We start from the raw sequence: 17,079 nt of genomic DNA, 5'->3' as shown, positions 1-17,079 counted from the left end.
CGCCATGCCGCGCGCGTCAGCCGCGCGGGTCCAGCACGTCGCGCAGCCCGTTGCCCAGCCAGTTGAAGGCCAGCGCCAGCGCCACGATGACCAGCGCCGGCGCGGTGGCCACATGCGCCGCGCCCAGCACCAGCACCTGCGCGCCCTCGGCCACCATGCGGCCCCAGTCCGCGTCCGGCGGCTGCGTGCCCAGCCCGAGAAAACTCAGGCCGGCCTGGAACACGATCATGCCGCCCGCCAGCGTGGTGCCGTACACCACCGCGGCGGTCGCCACGTTGGGCAGGATCTCGCGCAGCAGCACGTCCGCCGTGGTCGCGCCGCAGGCGCGCGCCGCCTCCACGTATTCCTTGTCGCGCTCGGCGCGCACGCCGGCATAGACCACGCGCGTGAGGTAAGGCGTGGCCGAGAACACGATGGTCAGCGCCACGGCCCAGATGCCGGGCCCGAGCGCGGTGGCCAGCCCGATGGCCAGCAGCACCATCGGGAACGCGAACAGGATGTCGATCACGCGCATGATCAGCGCCGGCCAGCGGCCGCGGTGGTAGCCGGCCAGCAGGCCCAGCGCCAGGCTCAGCAGCACCGCCACCACCACCGGCGGGATGCTGGCGAGCAGCGCGCGGCGCCCGCCCCACAGCAGGCGGCTGAAGATGTCGCGCCCCTGCGCGTCCAGGCCCAGCCAGTAGCCGGGCGTGCCCGGCGGCGCCAGCCGCAGCTGCGGCTCGGCCACGTTCGGGTCGTGCGGCGCGAGCCACGGCGCCGCGGCGCTCACGACCAGCGCCAGCACGATCACGACCAGCCCGAGCAGCGCCAGCCGGTTGGCCCGCAGGCGGTGCCAGCGGCCACGCGCCGCGGAACGGAAAGCGTGCTGGCCGTCGTTGTCATTGTCGTTGTCGTCGGCGGCGACCGTGGTGGTGACGGCGTGGTTCATGCGGGTCCGCCTCCGTTGCGCAGGCGCGGATTGAGCAGGTCCAGCGCGACGTCGGTGGCGAGGTTCACGGCGATGAAGCAGCCCGTCACCAGCATCACGCCGGCCTGGATCATCGGGTAGTCCTTGCCGGCCGCCGCGTTGTAGAGCTGGGTGCCGATGCCGGGCCAGTTGAACACGTTCTCGACGAAGATCACGCCCGACAGCAGGTAGCCGACCTGCAGGCCGGTGACGTTGATCACCGGCGAGAGCAGGTTGCGCCCGAGGTGGCGGCGCAGCAGGAGGGACCTGGGCAGGCCCTGCGCGCGGAACGTGCGCAGGTAGTCCGAGCCCATGATGTCGATGACCTGGGCCCGCACCAGCTGCGCCAGGATCAGCATCGAGATCACCGCCGCGGCGATGGCCGGCAGCACCAGGTGGTGCAGCAGGTCGAGCCAGTCCTGGTCGCCGCGCATGTCGTACATGCCGGAGACCGGGAACCATTGCAGCCGCACGCCGAACACCCAGATCAGCAGCAGCCCCGACCAGAACACCGGGAAATTGTGGCCGACCTGGATCACCAGCATGGCCGCGCCGTCCATCCACGAGCCGCGCTTCAGGCCGCTGAGCACGCCCACCGCCACGCCGCCGGCCAGGCACACCACCACCGCGGCGGCGGCCAGCAGCAGCGTGTTGCCGAAGCTGCGCGCCAGCACCTCGAACACCGGCGTGCGCAGCACCAGCGAGGTGCCCCAGTCGCCCGCCATCAGGTGCTCCAGCCACAGCGCGTACTGCACCAGCACCGGCTGGTCGAGGCCGTACTCCTTGCGGATCGCGTCGATCGATTCCTGCGGCAGCGTGCTGGCCAGCGCGTTGGTGATGGGGTCGCCGTCGCCCGCGTGGGCGATCAGGAAGACCAGCACCGACACCACCAGGAAGATCGGGATGGCCTGCAGGAAGCGGTAGACGATCGCGCGCGTCATTTCTTCAGCCAGACCTTGGAGAGATCGTAGAAGTTCTGCGCCGGCACGTTGAAGCCCTGCACGTTCTGGCTGTTGGCGAAGTGGTTGCGGAACGTCACCAGCGGCAGGAACACCGCGTCGCGCTGCGCCAGCGCGTTGGCCGACTTCCACGCGGCGACCGCGGCGCGCTCGCTGGTCTGCGAGGCGGCCTTGGCGATGGCCGGTGCGATGGCCTGGTCCACCACCTTTTCGCCGCCGCCGCGCGTGATCACGTAGCCGTCGAAGGCGAGCTTGAGCCAGTACGGCGTGACGAAGCCCCACTCCATCGTGAACAGGCCGGTGTCGGGCGCGAGATTGGCCAGCTTGCTGGTGTAGGTCAGCCACTCCTGCGAGATCACGTTGACCTTGATGCCGACCTTGCCCAGGTCGCGCTGGATCCATTCGACCGAGGGCTGGTTGGCCACGTCGGTGATGATGGTGAAGTGGACGTCGCCCTCCTTGTAGCCGGCCTTCTTCAGCAGCTCGCGCGCGCGCGCCGGGTCGTAGGCGAAGTCCTTCTGCGCGGCGTCATAGGCGGTGTTGCCGATGTTGAAGATGCTGTAGGACGGCACCGCGCGGCCCTTGAAGATGGTGCGCGCCAGCCCTTCGCGGTCGATCGCCAGCAGGATCGCCTGGCGCACCGCCTGCTTGCTGGTGAATTCGTTGCGGAAGTTCCAGCCCAGGAAAAGCTGGCCGGCCGTGGTGCTGTCGCGCACCGTGTAGCCGCTGCCCTCCAGCCCGTCCGCGGCGTCGGCCGGCACGCGCGTGAGGATGTCGATCTCGCCCGAGCGCAGCGCCGCCAGGCGCGTGGCGTCGTCCGGGATCGGGCGGAAGATGATGCGGTCGAGATACGGCCTGGCGCCCCAGTACTTGTCGTTGCGCACCAGCACGGTCTTCTCGCCGTGCACGCGCTCGACGAACTTGAACGGTCCCGTGCCGGTCGGATGCAGCGCCAGCCCGTCCTGGCCGTATTTCTTCAGCGCGGCCGGGCTGAAGATGCCGGACACGTAGTTGCCCTGCGGCAGCAGCCGCGGGAAATCGACGAACGGGGCCTTGAAGACGAACTGCACGGTGTGGTCGTCGACGACCTTCACTTCCTGCAGGTTGCCGTAGACCGGCTTCATGGTGGCCGCGGCGCGCACGTCGTAGAACTCGAACGCCGGGTCCGTGTAGCGGCGCACGTTGAACTGCACCGCCTGCGCGTTGAAGTCGGTGCCGTCGTGGAACTTGACGCCCTGGCGCAGCTTGAAGGTGAAGGTGCGGGCGTCGTCGCTGACCTGCCAGCTCTCGGCCAGCGCGGGCACCAGCGGCGGCGGGCCGTCCTTGGCCGGGCGCGAGAGGTCCTCCGCCACCAGCGACTCGTAGATATGCTTGTCTACGCGGTAGGTCTCCCACGAGTACTGGCGGTTCGGGTCGTACACCGTCGGCTCCTGGTACTGCCCCACCACCAGCGTGCCGCCGGTGCGCGGCGTGCCCTGCGCCTGCGCGATGCCGTGCGCGCTCCAGGCCACCACGCCGGCGAGCAGCGCGGCGGCCAGCCGCAGGCCGGCATGCCGGCGGGTCTCCGCGCCTGAACGCGGAACAGAAGATGAAACACGTCCAGGCACCGTCATGGCAATCTCTTTATCTGAAAGCTTCGTCTGAAAGAACGGAAATTCTATTGGCGCGCCCGGCAAACGCGAACGACGCATTTCGCATGTCGTCATAGCAAACGGGAAAGCGCGCGGCGGCCCCGGCGCGCGCGCTCACGCGGCGTGGCGGCCGCCGAGATAGGCCGCCAGCACGGCGGGGTCGGACGCCACCTGCGGGCCGGTCCCCGCCAGCACGATGCGGCCCTGTTCCAGCACGTAGGCGCGGTCGGCCAGCGCCAGCGCCTCGCGCGCGTTCTGCTCGACCAGCAGGATGGTGGTGCCGGTCGAGCGGATGTCCGCGATGATGTCGAAGATCGCGGCGATGATGCGCGGCGCCAGGCCCATCGACGGCTCGTCGAGCAGCAGCAGCCGCGGGCGCGCCATCAGCGCGCGGCCGATGGCCAGCATCTGCTGCTCGCCGCCGGACAGCGATCCGGCCAGTTGCTTCTCGCGCTCCTCGAGGCGCGGGAACAGCGCGTAGATCCGCGCGATGTCGGCCTCCACCTGCGCGTCGCGGCGCAGGTAGGCGCCGATGCGCAGGTTCTCCGCCACGCTCAGGCCGGGCACCGTCTGGCGCCCTTCCTGCACCAGGCTGACGCCGCGCGCGACGCGCCGCTCGACCGCGAGGCCGTCGAAGCGCGCGCCGTCGAACGCGATGCGCCCGGCGGTGGCCGGCACCAGCCCCATCAGCGCCGACAGGATGGTGGTCTTGCCGGCGCCGTTGGCGCCGATCAGCGCCACGATCTCGCCCTCGCGCACCTCGAGGCTGACGTCATGGACCACCGCCAGCGCCCCGTAGGCCACCGACAGCCCCTGCACCGCGAGCATCGCCGCCGGCGCGGCGTCCCGCTCAACGCTTGGCATGGCGCACCCCCAGATAGGCTTCGATCACCGCCGGGTTGTCCTGCACCTGCGCGGGCAGCCCCGACGCGATGGCCTGCCCGGCGTTCATGACCACCACGAAATCGCTTACGCCCATGATCAGTTCCATATCGTGCTCCACCAGCAGCACCGTGATGCCCTGCCCGCGCACATCGCGCAGCAGGCTTTCCAGATCGCGTTTCTCGGTCGGGTTCATGCCGGCCGCGGGCTCGTCCAGGATCAGCAGCACGGGTTCGGCCGCCAGGCTGCGGGCGATCTCGAGGCGGCGCTGGTGCCCGTAGGACAGCGCCTGCGCCGGCCAGTCGCGCGCGCGCAGCAGGCCGAGCCGCTCGAGCAGGGCCTGCGCGCGCCGCCGCGCGTCCTTGCCGCGGCGGCGCTCGGCGCCGATCAGCACGTTGTCGAGCACGCTCAGGTCGGCGAACAGGCGGATCTGCTGGAAGGTGCGCCCGATGCCGAGCCGGGCGATGCGGTGCGGCGGCAGGCCGCGCAGCTCCACGCCGTTGAAGCGCAGGCTGCCGCCGTCGGCCTGGTAGAAGCCCGTCAGCAGGTTCATCAGGCTGGTCTTGCCCGAGCCGTTGGGCCCGATCACCGAGGTGATGGTCCCGGGCGCCACGTCGAACGACAGCCCGTCGAGCGCGGCGACGTTGCCGAAGCGCTTGCGCGCGTCGCGTACCGACAATACGGGGCTCATCGCGACGCCTCCGCGGTGGCCGGACGCGCCGCGCGCCTGCGCCCGCGCGGCGCCGCCAGCCCGCCGACCGACAGCATGCCGCGCGGCAGGAACACGATGGCCAGCAGCAGGATCAGCGCCATCAGGATCTCGCGCGCCTGCGCGGAGAAGCGCAGCACCTCGGGCAGCACGGTAAACACCGTCGCGCCCGCGATCGCGCCGGCGACGTGGCCCAGCCCGCCCAGCACCGCATAGGCCACGGCATCCAGGCTGCGCTGCAGGCCGAAGTCGTTGGGGCCGATGAACGAATTCATGTGCGCCGCCAGCGCCCCGCCCAGCCCGCACACCGCGCCGCTGAACACGAACACCGCCAGGCGCACGCGCGCCACGTCGATGCCCAGCGACTGCGCCGGCATGTCGTCCAGGCGCGTGGCTTCCATGATGCGCCCGAGGCGGCCGCCGCGCAGCGCCAGCACGGCGATCACCAGCGCCGCCAGCACGCCGGCGAGCTGCGGCAGCGTGGTGCGCACCGGAATCGCGTCCAGGCCCAGCGCGCCGCCGGTCACGCTGTCCCAGTTGAACGCGATCACGCGGAACACCTCGGTGAAGGCCAGCGTGCCCAGCGCGAAGTAGTCGCCTTCGAGCCGCAGCACCGGCGTGCCGAGCAGCAGCGCCACCAGCGCCGCGGCCAGCGTGCCCAGCGCGACGGCGGCCGCGAACGGCAGGCCGGTGTGCAGCGTGGCGAGGGCCGACACGTAGGCGCCCATGCCCACCAGCCCGCCGGTGGCCAGCGAGAAGCGGTTCACGCTGAGCATCAGGTACACGCCGATGCCGAGGATGGAATTGACGAAGACGAGCGCGATGACGTTCTCGTACGATTGCAGCCACTCGATCATGCGCGCTGCCTCGTCGCGGTGCCGAACAGGCCGGAGGGCCGGCACACCAGCACCAGGAAGATCGCGCCGAATGCCACCGCGTCGCGCAGCGACGACTGCAGGTAGGCCACGCTGTAGACCTCGGTCAGGCCCAGCACCAGGCCGCCGATGGCCGCGCCCGGCACGTGGCCGAGGCCGCCGAGGATCAGCGCCGAAAGTCCCTTGAGCAAGATGTTCTCTCCCATGAACGGGGATACGGCGTCGTAGAGCACGCCAAGCTGCACGCCGGCGGCGCCGGCCAGCGCGCCGGTGAGGAAATACGTCAGCAGCCGCAGCCGCGCCACCGGCACGCCGACCAGCTGCGCGACGCTGGGCCGGAACGCCATCGTGCGGATCGCCAGGCCTACGCGCGTGCGCCGCAGCACGTAGGCCAGCACCGCCATCAGCACCACCGCCGCGACGATCACCACCACCTGCAGGCTCTGCACCCGCACCGCGCCGAGCTGCCAGACGTGGCCGGTCCAGGGCGCCGGCGGGAAGCGCCGCACCTGGGTGCCGAACACCTCCTGCACGATGGCGATGAGCAGGCGCGACAGCGCCAGGCTGGCGACCAGCCCCATCCAGCGGTTGGCGCCGCGCCGCGCCAGCGGCCCGAACACGAGCAGCTCGCTGAGCAGCGCGATGCCGCCCGCGATGGCCATCGCCGCGAGGAACGACGGCAGCAGCGGCCAGTGCAGGGCCAGCGTCAGCTCCAGCCCGGCGAAGGCGCCCACCATCAGGATCGAGCCCTGCGCCAGGTTCAGGACGTTGAGCACGCCGAACAGCAGCGTGAAGCCGACCGCGAACACCGCGTAGGTCGCGCCGAGCGCCACGCCGTTGATGGTCTGCTGGAGGAATACGTTCATGCCGCGGCCTTACTTCGCCTCGAACGGCACGAACCGTCCGTTCCTGCCGACCAGGATCTTGGGCTGCACGGTCGGGTCGCGGTTGGCGTCGAAGCCGATCGGGCCGAGCACGCCCGGATAGTTCCTGATGCCGACCAGCTCCGCGCGGATGCGCTTGCTGTCGCCCGAGCGCGCGCGCCGGATGGCTTCCACCAGCAGCGACGCGGCATCGTGGCCATAGGCCGAATAGATGTCAGGCGGGTGCTTGTAGCGGCTGGCGTAGTTGGCGATGAAGGCCTTGCTGACCGGATTGTCCAGCTCGGCGAACCACGCCGTGCCGACGATCACGCCCTCGGCGCCGGCGCCGCCGAGCTCGAAGAACTTGGTCGAGATGGCGGACTGCGTGCCGACGAACACCACCTTCTGCGAGATGCCGAGCTGGCGCGCCTGCCGCACGATGCCCGCGGCTTCCTCGGCCAGCGCGCCGATCACGATCAGGTCCGGGTTCTGCGCCTTGATCTTGGTGAGCTGCGCGGCAAAGTCCACGTCGCCGCGCTGGAAGGTCTCGGTGGCGACGATGGGAATGCCGTTGTCTTCCAGCGCCTTCTTCTGCACGCCGTAGGCGGACTTGGTCAACTGGTCGTCGATGCCGTAGATCTGCGCGGCGCGCTTGACGCCGTAGCGGCCGATCACGGTCTTGAGCACGTTCGGCGTGACGTTGTCCTCGGGCGGGCTGACGCGGAAGATGTAGTCGCCCAGGCGCGTGGTCAGGCCCGCGGCGGTGTTCGACGACGCCACCACCGGGATGCCGGCCTTCTGCGCCAGCGGGTCGGCCGCGTAGGCGGAGGTCGCCAGCGTCGGCCCGAGGATGGCGGATACCTTGTCCTGCGCGATCAGGCGCTGGAAGATGTTGACGGTCTGGTTGCGGTCGGCGCCGTCGTCGTAGTGGATCAGCTCGAGCTTGAGGTCGCCCAGCTTGCCGCTGGCGTTGGCCTCGTCGACCACGAGCTGGATCGCGTTCTTCTGCTCGATGCCGTACAGCGCGGCGGAGCCGCCGGTGGTGGTCTGCACCAGGCCGATCTTGACGACTTCCGCGGCCGCGCCGGCCGGAATGGTCAAGACGGTCGAGATGGCCAGGCCCAGCACGCCGAGCGCGAGGAGATGTTTCTTGATGGGCAACATGGGAGTCTTGGTCTTGTAGCTTGTTGCGAAACGATGGAAAGGGAAAACGGGAAGCGGGAGCCCGCGGCCCGCGCCGGGCGTCACGACGCCTGCGTGCGCCAGCCCGCGTCGCGCTCGCTGGTCCAGGCGGATGTGGCGCCGGCGTCCGCGCGGCGGTCCACCGGCAGGTGCGGCAGGACCAGCTCGGCGAAGCGGTAGGCTTCCTCCAGCAGCGGCATGCCGGACACGATCAGCACGTCGATGCCGGCCTCGCGGTACTCGCGGATGCGCGCCAGCACCTGGGACGGGCTGCCGATCAGCGCGGTGCCCGGCCCGTGGCGCACCAGCCCGATGCCCGACCACAGGTTCGGCGCGATCTCGAGCTCGCGGATGTCCTTGGGCTTCTTGCCGCCGTGCAGCGCCGACATGCGCTGCTGGCCGACCGAATCGATGCCGGCGACATAGGCCTGCGCGCCCGCGATCGCCGCGTCGTCCATGTGGTCGTACAGGTCCTGCGCGGCGGCCCACGCCTCGGCCTCGGTCGGGCGCACGATGACGTAGAGGCGGATGCCGAAGCGGATCTTGTCGGCGCGGCCGTGCGCGCGCGCGAGTTCGCGCACCTCGCGGATCTTGCTGTCGGCCTGCTCCACCGTCTCGCCCCACGACAGGTAGGTGTCGATGTGCTTGGCGGCGACCTCGTGCGCCGCGCGCGACGAGCCGCCGAACCACAGCTCCGGCGTGCGGCCGCCGTAGGGCGGCAGCGGCAGGCCCGCGTCGACCACGTGGATGTGGCGCCCCTTGAACGTCACCGATTCGCCGCGCAGCAGGCCGCGCAGGACGGTGAGGTATTCGTCGGTATAGGCGTAGCGCTCGTCGTGGCTGAGGTGCACGCCGAACTGCGCCATCAGCTTGGCGTCGCCGTTGACGATGTTCACGCGCAGGCGCCCCTTGGAAAACTGGTCGAAGGTGGTGATCATCTTGCCCAGCAGCGTGGGCGAGAGCAGCGGCGGATGCGCGGCGATCAGATGCTGGAACTGGTCGGTGTAGGGAATCAGCGATGCCCCCTGCACCCACGCGTCGTGCGTGCCCGTGGCCAGCAGCGCGCCGGTGAAGCCGAGGTGGTCCACGGCGCGGGCCAGTTGCTGGAAATACGGATAACTCAGTGCGCGCGCGCCGTCGGCGCGCCACGGGTAGCGCCCGTCCGGGCCGGTCAGATACCACAAGACTTCCATGAAATTCGTCCTCGCTGTCATGCCGCCGCCAGGGCGGGATAGTTCTCCGTCACCGTGTCGGCGACGTCGATCGGTTCGGGAATGAGCCCGAAGCGGGCAAAGATGTCGGCATGGCGCTGCTGCTCGGCCAGGAACCCGGCGTCCGGCACGTGCACGCCCCACGGGCGCGCGGCGAGCGCGGGCAGCCATTGCGCGGCGCTGTTGCCGTTGACGCCGTCGAGCAGGCGCGCGGCCGCTTCCGGGTCGGCCGCCGTCAACCGGTCCGAGTCGGCCAGCGCGTCGACCAGGGCATGCACCGCGGCGGGCCGCTCGCGCAGCACGTCCTGGCGGCCCCAGTAGACCGAGCGGTTCGAGAAGGCGTGGCCCGGCCGCGCGAGGACGCGCACCGGCACGGCCTGCTCGATCTGCCCGAGCAGCGGATCGGTGGCGACGATGGCGTCGAGCAGCCCGGCGACGAACGCATCCCGGGCCGTGGCCGGGGTCAGCTCGACCGCGTTCACCTCGCGCCAGTCGAGGCCGGCCGCGTCGAGCTCGGCGGCCAGGAACTGCGTGTGCCAGGAAATCGGCATCAAGGCCACGCCGCGCCCGCGCAGATCGGCCAGCGTGCGCACCGGCGAATCGGCGCGCACCACCAGCCCGCCGCGCTCGTGGCGCGGCTCGGACATGCCGAAGGCGGCCACCGCCAGCCCCTGCGCCTTGGCCAGGATCGGCGGCGTCGCCCCGGTGCCGCCGAGGTGGATGACGCCGAGCCGGATCAGCGGAATCGTGACCGCGCCGGCGCCGTAGACAAAAAAGGAAAGTCCCTCCGCGCGCAGCGCGGCGACATGCGCCTGCCGCCTGGCAAGGATCGACAACGAAGGATTCTGGGGGTGCGCCCCCACGACCAAGGCCATCCGTGACACCTATCGAAAACAGCGGGAAGAAACGGCGCCACGGGCTGGCGCCGGCCGGGAAGCCATGACGCCAAGCGATTTTTGTCATGGGTTAAACTCATGACGGAAAGTCTACGCACAAGGTATCCGGCCAACAAGCGCGCATTTCGAATATGCATATCCGGTGCCGCCATTGGCGCCATCGCCGCTTCGGCAGGCGCGCGGACGGAACATGGGCCGGCACCTTTTTTTTCGGGGACGTAACTGCGATGATATGGGCCACATCCATAGCGACAACCTGCCATGAACGCACCTGAACTGCCCGCAGCGGGCACAGCGGGAGAAGCCGCCGCCGCGCCCGCGCGGCCGGTGACAAAGAAGGAACTGACCCTCAAGTTCCGCGGCGGCGTCGCCAGCCTCTATCTGGTGGAAACGCTGGGCGAGTGGACCGGCCGGCAATACGAGCGCATCCACAGCGCGCGCCGCTGGGACGAATGGCTGCGCGGCGCCAAGCTGCCGAAGCCGCCCCAGCGGGCGACCGAAGACGAGCTGGCGCAGATGCGCGAGCTGCGGCGCGCGATCTACGGCGTGGTGCAGGCGGTGCGCGCCGGCCACGCGCCGGCGCGCGGCGAGGTCGAGACCATCAACGCCTTCGCGCGCGAGATGCCGCCCCCGCCGCAGCTCTCCAGCACCGGGGACAAGAAGCGGCTGGGCAGCCCGATCCGCCATGCGCAGGTGCTGGGACTGATCGCGCAGGACGCGATCGACCTGCTGACCGGCGACCTGCGCCACAGGATCCGCGCGTGCGCGAGCCCGGTCTGTCCGGTGCTGTTCGTCGACAAGTCGCGCCGCGGCGACCGCCTGTGGTGCTCGGCGGCCTGCGGCGCGCGCAAGGCCACCGCCAAGTACCGGCTGCGCCTGGCCGGGCGGGAGCTCGACGAGGAAACCGCGTTCTGCGTCGAACAGCACTGAGGCGGCACCGAGGCAGAGCGGCGCGCGCCGGCCCCTACCGCGGGCCGGCCATCTGCCCGGCAAGCTCGCCGAGCCGCAGCAGGCCCTCGCGCGCCCTGGGCGAATCGGGCACGCCGCAGTTCATGCGGATGCAGTGCCCGTAGTCGCCGTGGGGCGAGAACAGGATGCCCGGCGCGACGCCGACGCCGAGGCTGACGGCGCGCTCCTGCAATGCGAGCGTGTCGACCTCGCCGGGCAGCTCGACCCAGAGCAGGAAGCCGCCGCTGGGCAGCGCGAACGAAGTGCCTTCCGGGAACACGCGCGCCACGTTCTCCGCCATGCGACAGACCTGCGCCTGCATGGCGCGGCGCGTGCGGCGCAGGCGCCGCGCCATGCCGCCGCTGGCGAGGTACTCTGCCAGGGCCAGCTCCAGCACCTGGGGCTGGCCGACGCTCGATACGCGCTTGAGAAACGCGATCTGCTCGCTGAAGCGCCCGCCGTCGACCCAGCCCACGCGCATGCCGGGCGCGATGGTCTTGGTCAGCGACGCGCACAGCATCACCAGGCCGGATTCGTCGAAGCCCTGCGCGGCGTGGCAATCGCCGGCGAAATGCAGGTCGGCGAAGGTGGCGTCTTCGATGACCGGGATGCGGCAGCGGTTGGCCAGCTCGACCAGCTGGCGCTTGCGCGCGAGCGGCATGGTGGCGCCGGACGGGTTGCTGACCGTCGTCGACAGCAGCACCGCCGCGATCTTGCTGCCCTCCGCGGCGCGCGCCAGCGCGTCGACATCCATGCCGTCGCGGTTCGCGCCGACGACCGGCAGCGCGCGCAGGCCCAGCATCTGCAGCGTCTGCAGGAAGCCGTAATAGGCCGGCGCCTCCACCGCCACCGTGTCGCCGGGTTTCGTGACCGCGCGCAGGCACAACTGGATCGCTTCCACCGCGCCGTTGGTGATGACCACGCGGCGCGGGTCCACGCTGGCGCCCCACTCCACCACGCGGCGCGCGACCTGCTGGCGCAGTTCCAGCGAGCCGGGCGCGAAGTTGTAGTTGCCGACCAGCGCCGGCTTGCGGCGCAGCAGGTTGGCGATGCCGGTGGCCAGCCGCTCGCACGGAAAGAACGAGGCGTCGGGGATGGCGGCGCCGAACGGAATCAGGTCCTCGCGGTAAGCCAGCGCCGAAGCCGGCCCGCTGCTGGCGAGATAGCGCGTGACGGCGCCGCCGCCGGGCACCGGCTCCGGCCGCGCGATCTCCGGCAGGCGCGGCGCGACGTAGCAGCCGCTCTGCGAGCGCACGACGACCCACTGCTCGTCTTCAAGCTGCCGGTAGGCTTCCTGCACGGTGCTGATGGAAAGCTGCTTCGAGCGGCTGAGCGCGCGCACAGAAGGCAGCTTCTGCCCCGCCACGAACACGCCCTCGAGGATCTGCTGCTTCAGCTCCGCGGCCAGGCGCGCGTACAGCGTGGTGCGCACCGCGCCGACCGGCCTCGCCGCCGCCGCGGGCTGGTCCGCGCTCCCGGCCGTGGGTTCGGCCACGGGCTCGGCCTCGGGTCCGGCCACCGCGGCGGGTTTCTGCCTGGCACTGGCGTTCATGCTGCGTTCCTCGCATTGCGTTCACTGGCCGGCGCCGACCCGCATCCACGCCGGGGCCGCGCCAGCAGCGATTATCCTCGACCGGGCCGCAAGCGCGCGCGGCATCTCAGGCGCCCGCGGCCACGGCGCGCGCCACCGCCACCATCGCATGCGCGGCCTGCTCGGCCTCCTGTGGCGCCACGTCGAGATGCGTGGTGGCGCGGATGAAGTTGCCGCCGATCGCGCGCACGCGCACGCCTTCGGCCAGGCAGCGTTCGGCAAACGCCTCGGCGCGCACGGCGGGCGCGTCGAAGGTGAAGCGCAGGATGTTGGAGTCAGGCCGCGGCGGATCGAAGCGGAACAGCCCGCACGCGGACAGGATGCGCCAGATCGCCAGCGCGTTGGCGTGGTCGGCCGCCAGTCGGGCGACGTGGTGTTCCAGCGCGTACAGGCCGGCGGCGGCCAGCACGCCCGACTGCCGCATGGCGCCGCCGAGGCGGTATTTCCATTGCCAGGCGTCGCGCACGAACGCCGCGCTGCCGCACAGCACCGCGCCGACCGGGCAGCCCAGCCCCTTGCTGAGGTCGATCCAGGCGCTGTCCCAGCCGGCGGCGTAGTCGGCCGCGGCGATGCCGGTGGCCGCGCTCGCGTTGAGCAGCCGCGCGCCGTCCAGATGGCAGCGCAGGCCGTGCCCGCGGGCGGCGTCGCGCACCTCGCGCAGCTGCGCCAGCGGCCACACCGCGCCGCCCGAGAAATTGGTGGTCTGCTCGACGCACAGCAGCGCCGAGCGCGGCGCGGTGCGCGCGCGCGGGCGGATGCCGTCGGCCACCTGCCGCGCCGTGAAGATGCCGTGCGGGCTCGGCAGCGAGCGGATCGACACGCCGGCCAGCGCGGCGGCGCCCGCGGCTTCGGTGCCGTAGATATGCGATTGATGGTCGCAGATCACTTCGTCGCCGGGCGACGTGTGCACCAGGATGGCCACGAGGTTGCACATGGTCCCCGACGGCATGAACACGCCCGCCTCCTGCCCCAGCAGCGCGGCCACCTCGGCGCACAGCCGCAGCGTGGTCGGGTCGTCGCCGGACTGCTCGTCGCCGACTTCCGCCGCCGCCATCGCCGCGCGCATGCCGGCGGTCGGCCGGGTCTGGGTGTCGCTGTAGAGATCGATCAGGCGCGGCTTCATGCGGCGCCCCCGGGAATGGCGTCGCCCGGCGCGAAATCGGCGCCGGCCGGCGGCAGCGCCGCGAGGTCGTGCAAGGCGTCGTGGAACGCGGCCGGCTCCAGCGCCGCGCGGTTCACGTGCAGCGTGAAGACGTCGAAGCGGTTGTAGGCGCCCACCACGTCGTGGAACTGCTTGGGCACGATGCAGTCGTCGAGGTCGATGTCGGCATAGACGATGCCTTCCTCGTCCTGCAGCGTGTCGCTGATGACCGCGCCGGTCGGGCCGATGATCATCGACACGCTGCGCGGCGCGCTCTCCACCAGCGCGCGCGCGGCGGGCTCGCCGCGGCACACCAGCTCGGCGGCGGCGTCGCTGAAGAAGCCGGAGGCCACGATGGTGAAGCACTTGGCCTCGAAGCTGTGCGCGCCCGAGCGGATGCGGATCGCCGCGGCGAGGTCGTAGCGCTCCTTGCTGGCGGCCGGATGGGTCGGCCAGCACGGCGAATAGGAAGCGATGTGGATCTGCTCGCCCTGCGCCATCAGGCTGTAGCGCGCCAGCGGGTTGGTGTTCTCGCCGCACACCAGCGCGCCGACCTTGCCGACCGGCGTGTCGACCACGCGCAGGCCGCTGCCGTCGCCATTGGCCCAGGTCAGCTTTTCCCAGTAGGTCGGCACCAGCTTGCGGTGGCGGTTGAGCAGGCTGCCGTCGGCGCCGATCAGCAGGTTGGTGTCCCAGATGCAGCCGACGCTGGCCTTCGAGGCCTCGTTGATGCCGAGCGAGACCACGATGCCGTGCGCGCGCGCGGCGCGGCGGATGCGGTCGATGGCCGGGTGGTCGATGGTCACGGCGCTCCTGGCCATGCGCACGAAGAACTCGTGGTTCTCCACCGGCGCGCGCACGCCGGACCACACCGGGAACGCGCACAGGTGGGCTTCCGGGAACGCCACGATCCTGGCGCCGTGGCCGGCGGCCTCGGCGATCAGCGCGCAGGTCTTGTCGACCGTGGCGTCCAGGTCGAAGTAGATCGGGCAGACGTGGCAGGCGGCGGCCTTGAACCGGGTGGCAGAAGACATCGGGGAGACTCCGGGGAAAGCGCCCAAGTTTGCCGGCGGCCCCGCCGCCCGGGTAGACGCAGTTGGGGCCATCGGCGTGCCGTACAGTTGGCTGCCGGGCCGGCCCGGCGGTGGCGCGGCGGCGTGGCAGGCACTTCTTGCGGCGCCGGGCGGCCCGAGGCGCGCGGCCCGGACCCACATATCGTCCGAACTTAATAATCCATCTTTATTTTTCATTGGCCATTGTTAATGGCCATTTTTATCATGCCGTCATGAACCTCGAAACCTCGAACACGCCGGGAGCGTCTTGTGACAACTTGGGCAATTGGTATTGATATTGGCGGCACCTTCACCGACGTGGTGGCGCTGGACTACGGCGCCGGCAAGCTGCATAGCCTGAAGGTGCTGACCACGCACGGCGACCCCGCCCAGGGCGTCGCCGACGGCGTGAGCCAGCTGATCCGCTCGTGCGGCATCCGCGCCGAGCGCGTGGCGCGCGTGGTGCACGCGACCACGCTGTTTACCAACGCGCTGATCGAACGGCGCGGCAGCACCACCGGCCTGCTGGCCACGCGCGGCTTCAAGGACGTGCTGGAGATCGGCCACGAGCGCAAGTACGATCTCTACGACCTCGCCATCGAGGCCGCGCCGGCGCTGGTGCCGCGCAGCCTGCGCGCCGAGATCGGCGCCCGCATGGACGCGCGCGGCAACGAGATCGAGGCGCCCGACGCCGACGAGGTGCGCCGCGTGGTGGCGGGCCTGGCCGAGAAGGGCGTGGAATCGGTCGCGGTATGCCTGCTGCACGCGTATGCCAGCGCCGCCCACGAGCAACTGGTGCGCCAGTGGATCGAGCGCGATTTCCCCGCCCTGCACGTGACGCTGTCGTCCGACGTGGCGCCGGTGATCCGCGAGTTCGAGCGCAACTCCACCACCGTGGCGAACGCCTACATCAAGCCGCTGGCCGAGCGCTACCTCGATGCGCTGGAAGCGCGCCTGAGCGCGCTCGGGCTGCCCGCGGGCGTGCTCATGATGCTGTCCAACGGCGGGCTGTCCCACATCGAGGAAGCCAAGCGCAACCCCATCGAACTGCTGGAGTCGGGCCCCGCGGCCGGCGCGATTTCCGCGGCCCACTACAGCCTGCGCGACCAGCAGGCCAACCTGCTCGCGTTCGACATGGGCGGCACCACCGCCAAGCTCTGCCTGGTCGAGCGCGGCAAGCCGTCGATCGCGTTCGGCTTCGAGGCGGCGCGCCGCAAGCGCTTCGCCGAGGGCAGCGGGCTGCCGATCCGCATCACCACCATCGACCTGATCGAGATCGGCGCGGGCGGCGGCAGCATCGCGCACCAGGACCAGCTCGGCCTGCTCAAGGTCGGCCCGCAGAGCGCGGGCTCGGAACCGGGGCCGGCCTGCTACGGCCTGGGCGGCACCGAGCCGACCGTCACCGACGCCAACCTCGTGCTCGGCTACCTGAACCCGGACTACTTCGCCGGCGGCACCATGTCGATCGACCGCGACAAGGCCGCCGCGGCGCTGGGCCGCATCGGCGAGCACCTGGGCCGCGACGTGACCGGCGTGGCCTGGGGCATGCACGACATCGTGGCCGAGAACATGGCCGGCGCGGCGCGCGTGCACGTGGCCGAGCGCGGCCGCGACGCGCGCGACTTCGTGCTGCTGTGCACGGGCGGCGGCGGCCCGCTGCATGCCTACTACGTGGCGCAGAAGATCGGCGTGCGCACCATCATCTGCCCGCCCGCGGCGGGCGTGGCCTCGGCCTACGGCCTGCTGGTCGCGCCGGCGCGCGCGGACCGCTCGCGCACGGTGAGCTTCCGCCCGGCGACCGATTCGCTGGCGACGCTGGAAGAGGCCTTCGCCGCGCTGGAAGCGCAGGCGCGCGGCGCGCTCGACCAGCTCGCCGAAACCTTCGGCCCGATCGCGCTGGTGCGCCACGCGGACGGGCGCTTCGCCGGCCAGGGCTTCAACCTGTCGGTGGCGCTGCCCGCCGGGCCTTACACGGCGACGGCGGCGGCCGGCGGCCAGACCGAGCAGGAGGTGCGCGCGGCGCTGGTGGCGGCCTTCGAATCCGGCTACCGCGAGAAATTCGGCCGCACCCCGCCGGACGTGCCGGTGGAGCTGGTCAACCTGCGCGTGACCGGCGAGGCGCCGCCGCGGCAGGCGTTCGACGCCGAGACGCTGGCAGGCGGCGAGCCGGCCCGGCCCAAGGGCTCGCGCCTG

15 protein-coding genes are annotated in these 17,079 nt (G+C 71.2%); 2 read left to right on the top strand and 13 right to left on the bottom strand.

What is annotated here, in order from left to right:
• Window positions 1-16: 16 nt before the first annotated feature.
• From K206_RS0118520 to K206_RS0118475, 10 genes are all read right to left on the bottom strand, one after another.
• Entirely contained in the window at window positions 17-928 is a 912-nt protein-coding gene (locus tag K206_RS0118520) for an ABC transporter permease (RefSeq protein WP_020203881.1), read from the bottom strand.
• On the bottom strand, window positions 925-1,887 hold the full coding sequence (locus tag K206_RS0118515; RefSeq protein WP_020203880.1) for an ABC transporter permease: 963 nt from the start codon (window positions 1,885-1,887) through the stop codon (window positions 925-927). The genes K206_RS0118520 and K206_RS0118515 overlap by 4 nt, the downstream gene beginning before the upstream one ends.
• The gene (locus K206_RS0118510) at window positions 1,884-3,518 is read right to left on the bottom strand and encodes an ABC transporter substrate-binding protein (protein WP_155888126.1); all 1,635 of its coding nucleotides are present in this window, start codon (window positions 3,516-3,518) and stop codon (window positions 1,884-1,886) included. The genes K206_RS0118515 and K206_RS0118510 overlap by 4 nt, the downstream gene beginning before the upstream one ends.
• Window positions 3,519-3,650: 132 nt before the next feature.
• A complete protein-coding gene (locus K206_RS0118505; protein ID WP_020203878.1) occupies window positions 3,651-4,364 on the bottom strand; it encodes an ATP-binding cassette domain-containing protein in 714 nt (237 codons plus the stop codon).
• Between the two features lie 22 nt (window positions 4,365-4,386).
• Complete coding sequence (locus K206_RS0118500; protein WP_043366871.1) at window positions 4,387-5,109, bottom strand: ABC transporter ATP-binding protein; 723 nt, start codon at window positions 5,107-5,109, stop codon at window positions 4,387-4,389.
• Window positions 5,106-5,984 (bottom strand): branched-chain amino acid ABC transporter permease, encoded by an 879-nt coding sequence (locus K206_RS38625; RefSeq protein ID WP_020203876.1) that lies wholly within the window; start codon window positions 5,982-5,984, stop codon window positions 5,106-5,108. Before K206_RS38625 ends, K206_RS0118500 begins: the two co-directional genes overlap by 4 nt.
• Complete coding sequence (locus tag K206_RS0118490) at window positions 5,981-6,868, bottom strand: branched-chain amino acid ABC transporter permease (protein ID WP_020203875.1); 888 nt, start codon at window positions 6,866-6,868, stop codon at window positions 5,981-5,983. The genes K206_RS38625 and K206_RS0118490 overlap by 4 nt, the downstream gene beginning before the upstream one ends.
• Before the next feature lie 9 nt (window positions 6,869-6,877).
• A complete protein-coding gene (locus K206_RS0118485; protein ID WP_020203874.1) occupies window positions 6,878-8,029 on the bottom strand; it encodes an ABC transporter substrate-binding protein in 1,152 nt (383 codons plus the stop codon).
• Between the two features lie 80 nt (window positions 8,030-8,109).
• Window positions 8,110-9,240, bottom strand: a complete 1,131-nt coding sequence (locus K206_RS38620; protein WP_020423830.1) for an LLM class flavin-dependent oxidoreductase — start codon at window positions 9,238-9,240, stop codon at window positions 8,110-8,112.
• A 17-nt stretch (window positions 9,241-9,257) separates the two neighbouring features.
• Complete coding sequence (locus K206_RS0118475) at window positions 9,258-10,094, bottom strand: ABC transporter substrate-binding protein (protein WP_020203872.1); 837 nt, start codon at window positions 10,092-10,094, stop codon at window positions 9,258-9,260.
• A 321-nt stretch (window positions 10,095-10,415) separates the two neighbouring features.
• On the opposite strand from K206_RS0118475, the gene K206_RS38615 reads away from it, so the two are divergent.
• Window positions 10,416-11,084 carry an ABATE domain-containing protein gene (locus tag K206_RS38615; RefSeq protein ID WP_081651440.1) on the top strand — a complete coding sequence of 223 codons (669 nt, stop codon included), beginning with the start codon at window positions 10,416-10,418 and terminating at the stop codon, window positions 11,082-11,084.
• A gap of 34 nt (window positions 11,085-11,118) precedes the next feature.
• On the opposite strand, the gene K206_RS0118465 is transcribed toward K206_RS38615, so the two are convergent.
• The 3 genes from K206_RS0118465 to K206_RS0118455 all read right to left on the bottom strand — a co-directional run bounded on the left by K206_RS0118465 (window position 11,119) and on the right by K206_RS0118455 (window position 14,868).
• Entirely contained in the window at window positions 11,119-12,654 is a 1,536-nt protein-coding gene (locus tag K206_RS0118465) for a PLP-dependent aminotransferase family protein (RefSeq protein WP_020203870.1), read from the bottom strand.
• Between the two features lie 106 nt (window positions 12,655-12,760).
• Window positions 12,761-13,816, bottom strand: a complete 1,056-nt coding sequence (locus K206_RS0118460; protein WP_020203869.1) for a low specificity L-threonine aldolase — start codon at window positions 13,814-13,816, stop codon at window positions 12,761-12,763.
• Window positions 13,813-14,868 (bottom strand): carbon-nitrogen hydrolase family protein, encoded by a 1,056-nt coding sequence (locus K206_RS0118455; protein ID WP_020203868.1) that lies wholly within the window; start codon window positions 14,866-14,868, stop codon window positions 13,813-13,815. The genes K206_RS0118460 and K206_RS0118455 overlap by 4 nt, the downstream gene beginning before the upstream one ends.
• Before the next feature lie 288 nt (window positions 14,869-15,156).
• Between K206_RS0118455 and K206_RS0118450 the strand changes: the two genes are divergently transcribed.
• Window positions 15,157-17,079 (top strand): hydantoinase/oxoprolinase family protein (locus K206_RS0118450; RefSeq protein WP_029043794.1); only part of this gene is annotated, 1,923 nt, incomplete at its 3' end.

This window comes from Cupriavidus sp. WS (genome assembly GCF_000395345.1).
Lineage (GTDB): Bacteria > Pseudomonadota > Gammaproteobacteria > Burkholderiales > Burkholderiaceae > Cupriavidus > Cupriavidus basilensis_B.
Note: the sequence above shows the minus strand (reverse complement) of the source record. Positions and strands in the feature narration are given on the sequence as shown.